We start from the raw sequence: 13,083 nt of genomic DNA, 5'->3' as shown, positions 1-13,083 counted from the left end.
AAGTGATTACCTGATGTCTGCGAACGACCCCATCACAAACCCCGCGCTGGACACGTTGATCCAGCGCCGCATCCGCCCCGACGTTCAAGCCATGCACGCCTACACGGTGCAAAACGCCACCGGCCTGGTCAAGCTCGACGCCATGGAGAACCCGCACCGGCTCTCGCCCGAGTTGCAGGCCGAATTGGGCCAGCGCCTGGGCGCGGTGGCGCTGAACCGTTACCCCGGCCCCCGCATCACCGACCTGATGGTTGCGCTGCAGCAGCACGCTGCCTTGCCCGAAGGGTACGCCCTGATGCTGGGCAATGGCTCGGACGAACTCATCAGCCTGCTGGCACTGGCTTGTGCTGTGCCACCGTCGGCTGCCAATAGCCAGAAAAAGGCCGTGGTGCTGGCGCCCGAGCCGGGTTTTGTCATGTACGCCATGAGTGCGCAGCTGCAGGGGCTGGACTATGTGGGTGTGCCCTTGACGGCCGATTTCGAGCTGGATCTGCCCGCAATGCTGGCCGCCATCGATCAACACCAGCCCGCCATCACCTTCCTGGCCTATCCCAACAACCCCACGGCCAATTTGTGGGACGACGAGGCGCTGGAGGCCATCATTACCACCGCCGGAGAGCAGGGCGGTCTGGTGGTGATTGACGAGGCTTACCAGCCCTTTGCGACCAAGAGTTACGCCGACCGCCTGACCCGCCACCCGCATGTGCTGCTGTTGCGCACGCTCAGCAAGTTTGGCCTGGCCGGTGTGCGCCTGGGTTACCTGATCGGCCCGCAAACCCTGATCAGCCAGCTCGACAAGGTGCGCCCGCCTTACAACGTGAGTGTGCTCAACTGCGAGGCCGCGTTGTTTGCGCTGGAACACCAGGCCGTGTTTGAACAGCAGGCGCAGGACATCTGCCGCCAGCGAGAGCAGTTGCTCACCGTGCTGGCCGAATTTCCCGGTGTGACCGTGTTCCCGAGCCAGGCCAACATGATCCTGATCCGCTTGCCTGACGCCCAGAAAACCTTTGAGGGCATGAAAGCCCGGGGTGTGCTGGTCAAGAACGTTTCTAAAATGCATTCACTGTTGAACAACTGCCTGCGCCTGACGGTAGGCACCTCGCCCGAAAACCACCAGATGCTGGCCGCCCTGGAAGCCTCACTATGACCAACTACCCATTGACTGAACTTCCTGAAACCCCGGCCACGAGTGTGCCGCGCATCGCCGAGCTGGCGCGCAACACCGCAGAGACCCAGGTGTCGGTGCGTGTCAACCTGGACGGCACCGGTGAGTCCCGCTTACACACCGGCATCGGTTTTTTTGACCACATGCTCGACCAGATCGCCCGCCATGGCCTGATTGACCTGGACATTGACGCCGAGGGTGATTTGCACATCGACGGCCACCACACGGTGGAAGACGTGGGCATCACACTGGGGCAGGCGGTGCACAAAGCGATTGGCGACAAAAAAGGCATCCGCCGTTACGGCCATGCTTATGTGCCGTTGGACGAGGCGTTGTCACGGGTGGTGATCGATTTCTCGGGCCGCCCCGGGCTGGTGATGGATGTGAAGTTCTCCAGCGGCATGATCGGCACCTTTGATTCACAGCTGGTGCACGAGTTTTTTCAGGGTTTTGTGAACCACGCTTTTGTCACGCTGCACATTGACAACCTCAAGGGGGTCAACGCGCACCACCAGGTCGAGACCATCTTCAAAGCCTTTGGTCGCGCCTTGCGTGCGGCTATCGAGCTCGATGCCCGCGCCCTGGGCAGCATCCCGTCCACCAAAGGTTCTTTGTAAATAGTATGCATAATCGACCTCTGGCCCTTGTTGATGTTGCCTAGGTAGCTATGGATGTAATAGTAAAGAACAGTCTCAGAAAAACCGTGGCCGTGGTCGACTACGGCATGGGCAATTTGCGATCCGTCACCAACGCGGTGCTGGCCGCCGCTCGTGGCGCGCAGGTTGATGTGATCTGGACGCAGCGCCCCGAAGAAGTCATGGCGGCCGAGCGTGTGGTCTTGCCCGGCCAGGGCGCCATCCGCGACTGCATGCGCGAGTTGCACGACTCCGGCATGTACCCTGCCGTGATGCATGCACTTGCCAACAAGCCGGTGATGGGGGTCTGTGTCGGCATGCAGATGCTGCTGGACCACAGCCAGGAAGGTGATGACACAGACGGCGGGCAGGGCACGCCTTGCCTGGGCCAGATCCATGGTGAGGTCATCAAGTTTGACCTGGCCGGGCAGCAGCAGCCCGACGGCAGCCGCTACAAAGTGCCGCAGATGGGCTGGAACCAGGTCTACCAGACGCGCCATGACGGCGCCGCGCCGCATCCGATCTGGGACGGTGTGCCTGATGGCAGCTATTTCTACTTTGTGCACAGTTTTTACGCCAAACCGTCAGATACACGCCACAGCGTGGGCGAGACAGACTACGGCCAGCGCTTCAGTTCGGCCATTGCACGTGATAATATTTTTGCGACACAGTTCCATCCTGAAAAAAGTGCTGACCACGGCCTGGCCCTGTACCGCAACTTTCTCCACTGGCATCCCTGAACGAGCTTCATCTGACGTCTGTCATGTCTGCGAACCACTGTTTGGCAATCGCCCTGCGCCGGGCATGAATCAGCGCACCTCCCGTTCAGCTTATCGGTTTCTTCTCGTTTTTCTCCCACTCTCACCTACGAAGCATCATGCTTTTAATTCCTGCGATTGATCTCAAAGACGGCCATTGTGTGCGCCTGCAACAGGGCGATATGGCACTTGCCACCACCTTCAGCGAGGAGCCATCGGTGATGGCCCGCAGCTGGGTGGACAAGGGTGCACGGCGCCTGCATCTGGTCGATCTGAACGGGGCGTTTGCCGGGCACCCGAAAAACGAGGCCGCCATCCGCAAGATCCTCAAAGCGGTGGGCAGCGAGGTGGATGTGCAGCTGGGCGGCGGCATCCGCGACCTCGACACCATCGAGCGTTATCTGGACGCGGGCCTGCGTTACGTCATCATTGGCACGGCTGCGGTGCGCAACCCCGGTTTCCTGCAAGACGCCTGCACCGCCTTTGGTGGCCACATCATCGTGGGTCTGGACGCCAAGGACGGCAAGGTCGCCACCGACGGCTGGAGCAAACTCACCCGCCACGACGTGATCGACATGGGCAAAAAGTTTGAAGACTTTGGCGTCGAATCGATCATCTACACCGACATCGGCCGCGACGGCATGCTCAGCGGCATCAACATCGAAGCCACCGTGCGCCTGGCGCAGGCGCTCACCATCCCCGTGATCGCCTCCGGTGGCCTGTCCAACCTGACCGACATCGAAGCCCTGTGCGCGGTGGAAGACGAGGGTGTGGAAGGTGTCATTTGCGGCCGCGCCATCTACAGCGGTGACCTGGACTTTGAAAAAGCGCAAGAACGCGCTGACGAGTTGAACGGCTGATGCTGGCCAAACGCATCATTCCCTGCCTGGATGTCACGGGCGGCCGGGTTGTCAAAGGTGTCAATTTTGTCGAGCTGCGTGATGCCGGTGACCCGGTCGAGATCGCCGCACGTTACAACGAGCAGGGCGCCGACGAACTCACTTTCCTGGACATCACCGCCACCAGCGACGGGCGCGACCTGATCCTGCACATCATCGAGGCGGTGGCCTCCCAAGTGTTCATCCCGCTGACCGTCGGTGGCGGTGTGCGCACCGTGGAAGATGTGCGCCGCCTGCTCAATGCCGGCGCCGACAAAACCAGCTTCAACTCGGCAGCGATTGCTAACCCGCAGGTCATTCGCGATGCCTCGCGCAAATACGGTGCCCAGTGCATTGTGGTGGCGATTGACGCCAAACGCCGCAGCGCTGAAGACGCTTTGCGGCTTGGCGCCAACGGTTTGCCGTTGGGTGAGGGCTGGGACGTGTACAGCCACGGCGGGCGCAAGAACACCGGGCTCGACGCGGTGGCCTGGGCGACCCAGATGGCCGAGTTTGGCGCGGGCGAAATTCTGCTCACCAGCATGGACCGTGATGGCACCAAGTCTGGCTTCGATTTGGCACTGACCCGCGCGGTGAGCGACGCGGTGAATGTGCCGGTGATTGCCTCGGGTGGTGTCGGTACGCTGGACCATCTGGCCGACGGCATCCAGCTCGGTGGTGCCGACGCGGTGCTGGCGGCGAGCATCTTCCACTACGGCGAGTTCACCGTGGCGCAGGCCAAGGCGCGTATGGCCGAGCGTGGTATTCCTGTTCGGATCTGAGTCAAATAGGCCTCTAGCCCTTATGCAATAAGGGCTGATAGCTATCTTTTTTATAAGTCATCCTGATCATGGACAATTCTTCCATGAACTATCTCGACACCATCCAATGGGACGCACAAGGCCTGGTGCCGGTCATTGCACAGGAGCAGGGCACGGGCGACGTGCTGATGTTTGCCTGGATGAACCGCGAGGCCCTGCAAAAAACCGCCGAACTCGGCCGTGCGGTGTATTTCAGCCGCTCACGCAACAAGCTGTGGTTCAAGGGCGAAGAGTCCGGCCATGTGCAGACCGTGCATGAAATCCGCATCGACTGTGATGCCGACGTGGTGTTGCTCAAGGTCACCCAGACGGGCCACACGCCCGGTATTGCCTGCCACACCGGTCGGCACAGCTGTTTTTTCAGCGTGTATGAGAACGGGGCCTGGAAAGTGACCGACCCGGTCTTGAAAGATCCCGAAACCATCTACAAATGAGTGCCATGTCGTCTACCCCCTCTTGCGCTGATACCCTGGCCGCGCTGGCCGCCGTGATCGAGTCCCGCCTGCCCGCACGCGGTGGTGACCCCGAAGCCAGTTATGTGGCGCGTCTGTTGCACAAGGGGCCGGACGCCTTTTTGAAAAAAATTGGTGAAGAAGCCACCGAGGTGGTGATGGCCGCCAAGGACGCGGACCACGGCGGTGATCCGGCCAAGATCGTCTACGAGGTGGCTGACCTGTGGTTTCACAGCATGGTGGCGCTGGCGCATTACGGCCTGAGCCCGGCCGATGTGCTTGCTGAGCTGGAACGCCGTGAGGGCACCAGTGGCCTCGCAGAAAAGGCGCAGCGCCAGGCCAAAACGCCTGACCAGACGCCACAAGGAGCAAGCTCATGACCCAGGATTTTTCAAACGGCCCAAGCGGCGAGTCGCGTGAACTCGACGTGCAAACCCTCAATGGCTTGAACGCCTGGGGCACGGTCAGCTACATCCTGCACCTGGTGGTGGCGGTGGCGGCGCTGATCCCTGGCGCACAAATGGGGCCGCTGTTGCTGGTGATTGCGCTGGTGATTGACTTGGTCAAACGGGGCGACGCGGTGGGTACTTGGCATGCATCGCACTTTCGCTGGCGCATCCGCACGGTGATCATCGCCGGGCTGTTGTACGCGGTGACCGCGCCCCTGTGGTTGCTGTTCATCCTGCCGGGTTGGCTGGCTTGGCTGGCGGTGTCGATCTGGTTCCTATATCGCATCGTCAGCGGTTGGATGGCGTTGAACAAAGGTTTGCCCATGGAGATCCCCGCATGAGTGAGAAGATTGTTGACCATGACCCGAACTGCCTGTTCTGCAAAATTGTGGCAGGCCAGATTCCGTCCAAGCCGGTGTACCAGGACGAGGACTTCTACGCCTTTCACGACATCCATCCGTCGGCGCCGGTGCATTTTTTGATCATCCCCAAGTTACACATCCCGTCCATGGCCCAGCTCACCGATGAACACGCGGCCTTGATGGGGCGTTTGATGGTGCTGGCGCCCAAGCTGGCGCGGCAAGAGGGCTGTAACCCTTACCCGGCCGGTGGCTTTCGCCTGCTCTGCAACACTGGTGCAGAAGGCGGGCAGGAGGTACACCACCTGCATATTCATGTCATGGGCGGTCCGCGCCCATGGTTACGGGGATAATCCCCAGCTTTGGCCGCAGACGTCGCACTTGCCCGTCTAAAATTTCGGCATTCGTTAGGAGCATCAAGATGGGTTCGTTTTCAATTTGGCACTGGTTGATTGTTTTGTTGATTGTGGTCATGGTGTTTGGCACCAAGAAGCTCAAGAACATCGGCAGTGATCTGGGTGGCGCCGTCAAAGGCTTCAAGGACGGTATGAAAGACGGCGGCACCACCGAAGAGGAAAAAGCCGCAGCCCAAGTTGCCAACAGCGCAGCTGCTGACAAAACCACGATTGACGTGGAAGCCAAGCAAAAGTCTTGATGTGCTGGTTCGGTTCGGTGTTAGGTTCGCATGATTGATCTGGGTATTTCCAAGCTGGCGCTGATTGGCGCCGTGGCTTTGGTGGTGATCGGACCGGAGAAACTGCCCCGGGTTGCGCGCACCGTGGGCACCTTGCTGGGTAAGGCGCAGCGCTACATCAGCGACGTCAAGGCCGAGGTCAACCGATCGATGGCCCTCGACGAACTCAAACGCATGAAAGAAACGGTGGAAGACGCCGCCAAGGATGTCAACCAGACCCTGCGCGACAACGCCGCAGACTTCGAAAAGTCCTGGGCCGAATCTTCCGGCGACAGCTCCGCTGCCGTCGACTTCTCGCCGGTACCCGAGTACCGCCATCCCAAGAAACACTGGCGCCTCAAACAAGGTGCTGTGCCCAACTGGTACAAAGCCCGCAATGGTGTGCGCACCAAGGCCTTGTCAGGTGCCGCGCGTGTCGCGCGTTACCGGCCGACTTCCTTCAAGTAATGTCCGATCCCTCCAAAAAAGACGACGAGCTGGCTGGCAGCGAACAACCGTTTGTGCAGCATCTGATTGAGCTGCGTGACCGCCTGGTCAAGGCCACCATTGCGATTGTGGTGGTAGCTGTGGCGCTGGCGCTGTACCCCGGCCCCAGTGCCCTGTATGACCTGCTGGCCGCGCCGCTGGTGTCCCATTTGCCCGCCGGTTCCACGCTGATCGCCACCTCGGTGATTTCGCCTTTCATGGTGCCGCTCAAGGTGCTGATGATGGCCGCACTCCTGATTGCGCTGCCGGTGGTGCTCTACCAGATCTGGGCCTTTGTGGCACCCGGACTGTATTCCCACGAGAAAAAGCTGGTGCTGCCACTGGTGGTGTCGAGCACCCTGTTGTTTTTCCTGGGGGTGGCGTTCTGCTACTTCTTTGTTTTTGGCCGGGTGTTTGCGTTCATCCAGAGTTTTGCGCCCAAAAGCATCACCGCGTCGCCTGACATCGAGGCTTATCTGAGTTTTGTGTTGTCGATGTTCCTGGCCTTTGGCCTGGCCTTTGAGGTGCCGGTGGTGGTGGTGGTGCTGGCACGCATGGGCATCTTCAGCATCGAGAAGCTCAAGGAATTCCGCGGTTATTTTGTGGTGCTGGCCTTCATCATTGCCGCCATCGTGACACCGCCCGACGTGGTGTCACAACTGGCCTTGGCAATCCCGATGGTGGCGCTCTACGAGATTGGCATCATCGCGGCGCAGGTGTTCATCAAACACACCAAGGCGCCCGACGACGAGGCCAATCCAACCACGACGTCGTCCTGAGTCTGGCTTTTTCCCTCAGATCTCACTGCACACGCTGGCGCGGTCTGGGGCGAACACCTGGTGCGATGTTGAGGGTGACCCGGCCGTCGGCGCGCTGAACCTCAAAAGACTCTGTCTGGCCGGGTTTTAAGGCCGCCACCAGGGACAACATCTCGGCCACGTTGTGCACGTCCTGGTTGGCCACGCGGGTCACCACATCACCCGGTTTCATGCCACCCTGGGCGGCTGGGCCGTTTTGCAGCACGCCGGTGATGATCACGCCATGGTCGGCTTTGACACCAAAGGTCTGCGCCAACTCGGCATTGAGTTCGTTGGGTTCCACACCAATCCAGCCACGCGTGACCTGACCGTCTTTGACAATGCCTTCGAGCACCATCTTGGCGGTGGATACCGGAATGGCAAAACCGATCCCCATGCTGCCGCCGGAGCGCGAATAAATGGCGGTGTTGATGCCCAGCAGGTTGCCGTTGGTGTCTACCAGCGCGCCGCCCGAGTTGCCGGGGTTGATGGCGGCATCGGTCTGGATGAAGTTCTCAAAGGTGTTGATGCCCAGCTGGTTGCGCCCCAGCGCACTGACAATGCCGCTGGTCACGGTCTGACCCACACCAAACGGGTTGCCGATGGCCAGCACCTGGTCACCCACCTGCAGGGTGCTGGCATTGCCCAGCACAATCACTGGCAGCCGGTCCAGGTCGATCTTCAGCACCGCCAGGTCGGAGTCCGGGTCGGTGCCAATCACCTTGGCGCGCGCCTTGCGGCTGTCGTTGAGGAACACCTCGATCTCGTCGGCACCCTCGACCACATGGTTGTTGGTCAGGATGTAACCGTCGGCGCTGACAATGACGCCACTGCCCAGGCCCATCTGCGCCTGGTCTTGTTGTTCACCAAAGAAGAATCTGAACCAGGGGTCGTTGTTCTGCGGGTTGGGCCGGGCATTTTTGCTGATGTTGATGCTCACCACCGCCGAGGAGGCTTTCTGCGCTGCCAGCCGGAAGCTGCCCGCAGGTACCACCCCGGTGCCGGGTTCGGGTGCTTCCAGCACCGCCACCGCCGAACTCACACCGCGCGATGGCAGCCACCCTGGCTTGAGGGTGCCCACCACAAAATAAGCGGCCAACAAGACGGTGACCGTTTGTGAAAACAACAACCAAAGACGTTTCATGGAATTTTCTGGGGCGCAGCCCACTTTTGTGATGGAATCAAATTGTAGGTTTAGCCTCCCATTTCAATGCCCGTTCCGACACAACACGTCCTTATTTTTGCCGACGCCCCTGCCAAACCCGCGCTGGGCGCGCCTTGCAACGGCTGTGGGGTGTGTTGCCTGCTGGCGCCCTGTCCACTCGGGGTGTTGCTGTCGGGTCACCGCCAGGGGCCATGTCGCGCTCTGCGCTGGCAGGCCGAGGCTAGCCTGTACCGGTGTGGTGCCATCACCGCGCCGCAAGAGGTGCTGGCAGCGCGCTTGCCACCCTGGCTGAAGCCGAGCACCTCGCTGCTGGCGGTCGGCTTGGGTCGTGTGGCCAAGCGCTGGGTGGCTGCAGGGGTTGGTTGTGACTGTGATGCAGAGCTGGAGCCCGAATCACCTCCTGAACAACTGCATTAACGCTGGCGCACGGGCTTATCATTGTGCGCATCATCTCCCCTGGTTTTTGTCATGATTCACCGCACCGAACTTCTGGGCACATTGGATGCCTTGCTCCAACCTGAGCGGTTTCGCGACTACGGCCCCAATGGTTTGCAGGTTGAAGGCGGTGCCCAGGTCCGCAAAATTGTGTCGGGCGTGACCGCCAGCCGGGCGCTGATCGAGGCCGCCATTGCCGCCCAGGCCGACACGATCCTGGTGCACCACGGCTTGTTCTGGCGTGGCCAGAACGGCTGTGTCACCGGCTGGATGAAACAACGTCTGGCCTTGCTGTTGGCGCACGACATCAACCTGCTGGCCTACCACCTGCCGCTGGACGCGAATCCCGAGCTGGGTAACAACGCCCAGCTGGGCCTCAAGCTCGGGCTGGTGGGCACGGCCCGTTTTGGTGAGCAGGACTTGGGTTGGCTCGGCGCGCCGGTGGATGGGCAGAGTTTTGCGTCGGCACAGGCGCTGGCAGACCACGTCTCTTCTGTATTAAATCGGCCTGTAGCCCTTGTTGGTCAAGGGTCAAAAGCTATTCAAAATATAGCATGGTGTTCTGGCGGGGCACAGAGTTATTTTGAGGCGGCCATTGCTGCGGGGGCGGATGCCTTCATCACCGGTGAGTTGTCCGAGCCACAAGCGCATCTGGCCCGCGAATGTGGCGTGGCCTATCTGGCCTGTGGCCACCACGCCACCGAGCGATATGGCGCGCCCGCTGTGGCGGCCCATGTGGCAGGCCTGTTGGGGCTGGCGCACGAGTTCATTGACATTGACAACCCAGCCTGAGAATCTTCCATGAGCGAACCCCGCATGCACTTGCCTCTGGCCATCACCCAGGGTGACCCGGCCGGTATCGGCCCGGAAATCATCGTCAAGGCCTTTCGTGATGCGCCGCAGGAGACCCGTGGCTGTTTTGTGGTGGGGGATGTGGCCACCATGCGCCGTGCGGCGTCCTGCGTGGCCGGTGAGGGTGTGGTGCTGCCGGTGCTGGTGTTGTCGCATGCCCAGGAGGCGCTGTCCTGCCCACCCCGGTGTGTGCCGGTATTGCCGATAGAGGCCAGCAGCTTGCCACCCGAACCTTTTGGGCAGCTCAGTGCCCGCGCTGGCCAGATGGCGGGTGACGCGGTGGTCTGGGCTGCCAATGCAGCACTGCGTGGTGAGGTGGCGGGCCTGGTGACGGCTCCGCTTAACAAGGCGGCGCTGTCGCTGGCGGGGGCGCCATATGCGGCCTTTCCCGGCCACACGGAATTGCTGCAGGCCCTGGCCGCCAAACACCAAGGTCTGCCGGTGGACCAGTGCCCGGTGCGCATGATGCTGGCCAACGATGAGTTGCGCGTGGTGCTGGTCAGCATCCATGTGTCCTTGCGTGATGCCTTGGCGGCGGTGACGTTTGAAAACGTGTTGCAAAGTCTGCTGATCACCCACCATGCGCTGCTGCCGATTTTGGGGCGTGCCCCTCGGATTGGTGTGGCAGCTCTGAATCCGCATGCGGGTGAGGGCGGGCTGTTTGGCACCGAAGAACAGACCATCATCGCCCCGGCCGTGGCTGCGGCGCGCCGGCAAGGGGTCAACGCCAGCGAGCCACAAGCCCCTGACACGATTTTCATGCGTGCACGCGCTCAGGCCGGTCGGGACGGTGAATTCGACGTGGTGTTGGCGATGTACCACGATCAGGGCCTGATTCCTGTGAAATATCTGGGCGTGGACAAAGGCGTCAATGTGACCCTGGGTTTGCCACTCGTGCGCACCAGCCCGGACCACGGCACTGCTTTTGACCTGGCGGGCACTGGGCGTGCCGATGCATCGAGCCTGATCGAGGCGGTGCGTATGGCGCAGTTGCTGGGGTGTTTGCGGCGTGAAAGCGGCGGATAAGGCTGAATGCCGCCTGCGGGCGGCGCCTGAGCAAAGGGTGGCTCAGCTACAATCCTACCCTTTGATTTGGTGTGGTTTTTATCATTGAGGATGCCCATGAGTGAATCTGTTGTTAAAAACGGTTTGGTCGACGCCGAAAAACGAACGTGGCTGATTGCTTCCAGCGCAGTGGGCGCGCTTGGCACAGCTGCCGTTGTGGCGCCTTTTGTGGCGTCGTTTCAACCCTCGGAGCGAGCCAAGGCCGCTGGCGCAGCGGTAGAGGCTGATATTTCAGCCTTGAAGCCGGGCGAAAAAATGACGGTGGAATGGCGTGGCAAGCCGGTCTGGATTGTGCGTCGCACACCCGAGATGCTGGCTGCTTTGCCCAAACTGGACGATCAACTGGTTGATCCTGCATCCACCCGCAAGCCCGATGAGCAGGCGCCTGCGTATGCACGTAACGCCACCCGCTCGATCAAACCCGAATACCTGGTGACCATTGGCATTTGCACCCATCTGGGCTGCTCACCGTCGGACAAGTTTCAGGCAGGCCCGCAGCCGTCTTTGCCGGATGACTGGCAAGGTGGCTTCTTGTGCCCGTGCCATGGCTCAACCTTTGACTTGGCGGGGCGGGTGTTCAAGAACAAGCCGGCACCCGACAATCTTGAGATTCCTCCCCACATGTACCTGTCAGACAGCAAGTTGCTGATCGGTGACGACAAGAAAGCTTGAGGACTATTGACATGGCAGAATTCCACGAAATTTCCCCGAACGCGCCCTTGTCCGCCAAGGCGCTGAACTGGGTGGACAACCGGTTCCCCTTGTCCAAGCTCTTCAAAGAGCACATGAGTGAGTACTACGCGCCGAAGAACTTCAACGTCTGGTACATCTTTGGTTCCCTGTCGCTGCTGGTGTTGGTGATTCAGATCGTCACCGGCATTTTCCTGGTGATGCACTACAAGCCGGACGCTGCGCTGGCATTTGCCTCGGTGGAGTACATCATGCGTGATGTGCCCTGGGGCTGGCTGATCCGTTACATGCACTCCACCGGTGCTTCGGCCTTCTTCCTGATGGTCTATTTGCACATGTTCCGTGGTTTGCTGTACGGCAGTTACCGCAAACCGCGTGAATTGGTCTGGCTGTTCGGCTGCGGCATTTTCCTGGCGCTGATGGCCGAAGCTTTCATGGGCTACCTGCTGCCCTGGGGACAGATGAGCTACTGGGGTGCGCAGGTGATCGTGAACTTGTTCTCTGCCATTCCCTTCATTGGTCCTGATCTGGCGTTGCTGATCCGTGGTGATTTTGTGGTGGGAGATGCCACGCTGAACCGCTTCTTCAGTTTCCACGTCATCGCGGTGCCCCTAGTGCTGCTGGGCCTGGTGGTGGCGCACATCATTGCGCTGCATGAAGTCGGCTCGAACAACCCCGATGGTGTGGAAATCAAGGCCAACAAAGACGAAAACGGTATCCCGCGCGATGGCATCCCGTTTCATCCGTACTACACGGTGCATGACATTTTTGGTGTCAGTGTGTTCCTGTTCGTGTTCTCGGCCATCATTTTCTTTGCGCCTGAAATGGGTGGGTACTTCCTGGAGTACAACAACTTCATCCCGGCCAATCCTTATGTGACACCGGCTCACATTGCGCCAGTCTGGTACTTCACACCGTTTTACTCGATGCTGCGCGCCGTGACATCCGAGTTGATGTACGTGCTGATGGCTGTGACCGTGTTGGCCGCTGTATTGGCCGTGGTCAAGGTCAAGATGCCGACCCTGTTCAAGGGCGTGATTGCGGTGGGTGCCGTGGTGATCGTGGCCTTGATGCTGTTGATCGAAGCCAAGTTCTGGGGTGTGGTCGCCATGGGTGGCGGTGTCGTGATCCTGTTCTTCCTGCCCTGGTTGGACAACAGTCAGGTCAAGTCCATTCGCTATCGCCCCACTTGGCACAAGTACCTGTACGCCGTGTTTGTGATCGACTTCCTGGTGCTGGGCTACCTGGGTATCCAGCCGCCGTCTGACATCGCTAACCGTGTGTCACAAGCCGGTACGCTGTTTTATTTTGGTTTCTTCTTGTTGATGCCTTGGTGGAGCCGCATGGGAGCCTTTAAGCCGGTGCCGAGTCGCGTTGTTTACAAGCCTCACTGACCCGGAGAA

Annotated in this window: 18 protein-coding genes; 17 read left to right on the top strand and 1 reads right to left on the bottom strand. The window is 60.3% G+C overall.

The genetic code is table 11. The features are described 5' to 3' along the window. Positions 1-13 precede the first annotated feature (13 nt). The 12 genes from hisC (at position 14) to tatC (ending at position 7,455) form a co-directional block, all read left to right on the top strand. Positions 14-1,147, top strand: coding sequence for a histidinol-phosphate transaminase (gene hisC, locus RF819_RS06210; RefSeq protein WP_078364174.1), 1,134 nt, complete (start codon positions 14-16; stop codon positions 1,145-1,147). Beyond that, positions 1,144-1,782, top strand: coding sequence for an imidazoleglycerol-phosphate dehydratase HisB (gene hisB, locus RF819_RS06205; RefSeq protein ID WP_078364172.1), 639 nt, complete (start codon positions 1,144-1,146; stop codon positions 1,780-1,782). Before hisC ends, hisB begins: the two co-directional genes overlap by 4 nt. A gap of 50 nt (positions 1,783-1,832) precedes the next feature. Continuing rightward, positions 1,833-2,540, top strand: coding sequence for an imidazole glycerol phosphate synthase subunit HisH (gene hisH, locus RF819_RS06200; protein WP_078364171.1), 708 nt, complete (start codon positions 1,833-1,835; stop codon positions 2,538-2,540). A gap of 137 nt (positions 2,541-2,677) precedes the next feature. After that, positions 2,678-3,418 (top strand): 1-(5-phosphoribosyl)-5-[(5-phosphoribosylamino)methylideneamino]imidazole-4-carboxamide isomerase, encoded by a 741-nt coding sequence (gene hisA / locus RF819_RS06195; RefSeq protein WP_078364170.1) that lies wholly within the window; start codon positions 2,678-2,680, stop codon positions 3,416-3,418. After that, on the top strand, positions 3,418-4,218 hold the full coding sequence (gene hisF / locus RF819_RS06190) for an imidazole glycerol phosphate synthase subunit HisF (RefSeq protein WP_078364168.1): 801 nt from the start codon (positions 3,418-3,420) through the stop codon (positions 4,216-4,218). The genes hisA and hisF overlap by 1 nt, the downstream gene beginning before the upstream one ends. An 83-nt stretch (positions 4,219-4,301) precedes the next feature. After that, positions 4,302-4,691, top strand: a complete 390-nt coding sequence (gene hisI, locus RF819_RS06185) for a phosphoribosyl-AMP cyclohydrolase (RefSeq protein WP_078364167.1) — start codon at positions 4,302-4,304, stop codon at positions 4,689-4,691. A 5-nt stretch (positions 4,692-4,696) separates the two neighbouring features. Further along, complete coding sequence (locus tag RF819_RS06180; protein ID WP_078366801.1) at positions 4,697-5,089, top strand: phosphoribosyl-ATP diphosphatase; 393 nt, start codon at positions 4,697-4,699, stop codon at positions 5,087-5,089. Then, complete coding sequence (locus RF819_RS06175; protein WP_078364166.1) at positions 5,086-5,499, top strand: DUF4870 family protein; 414 nt, start codon at positions 5,086-5,088, stop codon at positions 5,497-5,499. Before RF819_RS06180 ends, RF819_RS06175 begins: the two co-directional genes overlap by 4 nt. After that, positions 5,496-5,870 (top strand): histidine triad nucleotide-binding protein, encoded by a 375-nt coding sequence (locus RF819_RS06170; protein ID WP_078364165.1) that lies wholly within the window; start codon positions 5,496-5,498, stop codon positions 5,868-5,870. Before RF819_RS06175 ends, RF819_RS06170 begins: the two co-directional genes overlap by 4 nt. A gap of 68 nt (positions 5,871-5,938) precedes the next feature. Then, positions 5,939-6,172, top strand: a complete 234-nt coding sequence (gene tatA / locus RF819_RS06165; RefSeq protein ID WP_078364164.1) for a Sec-independent protein translocase subunit TatA — start codon at positions 5,939-5,941, stop codon at positions 6,170-6,172. A 30-nt stretch (positions 6,173-6,202) separates the two neighbouring features. After that, the gene (gene tatB, locus RF819_RS06160; protein WP_078364163.1) at positions 6,203-6,658 is read left to right on the top strand and encodes a Sec-independent protein translocase protein TatB; all 456 of its coding nucleotides are present in this window, start codon (positions 6,203-6,205) and stop codon (positions 6,656-6,658) included. Then, a complete protein-coding gene (gene tatC, locus RF819_RS06155; RefSeq protein WP_078364162.1) occupies positions 6,658-7,455 on the top strand; it encodes a twin-arginine translocase subunit TatC in 798 nt (265 codons plus the stop codon). Before tatB ends, tatC begins: the two co-directional genes overlap by 1 nt. Positions 7,456-7,477: 22 nt before the next feature. On the opposite strand, the gene RF819_RS06150 is transcribed toward tatC, so the two are convergent. Next, the gene (locus tag RF819_RS06150; protein WP_078364161.1) at positions 7,478-8,617 is read right to left on the bottom strand and encodes a S1C family serine protease; all 1,140 of its coding nucleotides are present in this window, start codon (positions 8,615-8,617) and stop codon (positions 7,478-7,480) included. A 66-nt stretch (positions 8,618-8,683) separates the two neighbouring features. On the opposite strand from RF819_RS06150, the gene RF819_RS06145 reads away from it, so the two are divergent. The 5 genes from RF819_RS06145 (at position 8,684) to RF819_RS06125 (ending at position 13,074) form a co-directional block, all read left to right on the top strand. Further along, a complete protein-coding gene (locus RF819_RS06145; protein WP_078364160.1) occupies positions 8,684-9,055 on the top strand; it encodes a hypothetical protein in 372 nt (123 codons plus the stop codon). Positions 9,056-9,106: 51 nt separating this feature from the next. Then, complete coding sequence (locus tag RF819_RS06140) at positions 9,107-9,865, top strand: Nif3-like dinuclear metal center hexameric protein (RefSeq protein ID WP_078364159.1); 759 nt, start codon at positions 9,107-9,109, stop codon at positions 9,863-9,865. A gap of 9 nt (positions 9,866-9,874) precedes the next feature. After that, positions 9,875-10,951 (top strand): 4-hydroxythreonine-4-phosphate dehydrogenase PdxA, encoded by a 1,077-nt coding sequence (gene pdxA, locus RF819_RS06135; protein WP_242472898.1) that lies wholly within the window; start codon positions 9,875-9,877, stop codon positions 10,949-10,951. Positions 10,952-11,047: 96 nt separating this feature from the next. Then, complete coding sequence (gene petA, locus RF819_RS06130) at positions 11,048-11,662, top strand: ubiquinol-cytochrome c reductase iron-sulfur subunit (protein WP_078364158.1); 615 nt, start codon at positions 11,048-11,050, stop codon at positions 11,660-11,662. An 11-nt stretch (positions 11,663-11,673) separates the two neighbouring features. Further along, entirely contained in the window at positions 11,674-13,074 is a 1,401-nt protein-coding gene (locus RF819_RS06125; protein WP_078364157.1) for a cytochrome b, read from the top strand. The last annotated feature ends 9 nt before the right edge of the window (positions 13,075-13,083 follow it).

Origin of the sequence: Rhodoferax fermentans, assembly GCF_002017865.1 — a bacterium.
Classification (GTDB): Bacteria; Pseudomonadota; Gammaproteobacteria; order Burkholderiales; family Burkholderiaceae_C; genus Rhodoferax; species Rhodoferax fermentans.
This window is presented reverse-complemented; position numbering and strand designations above follow the sequence as displayed.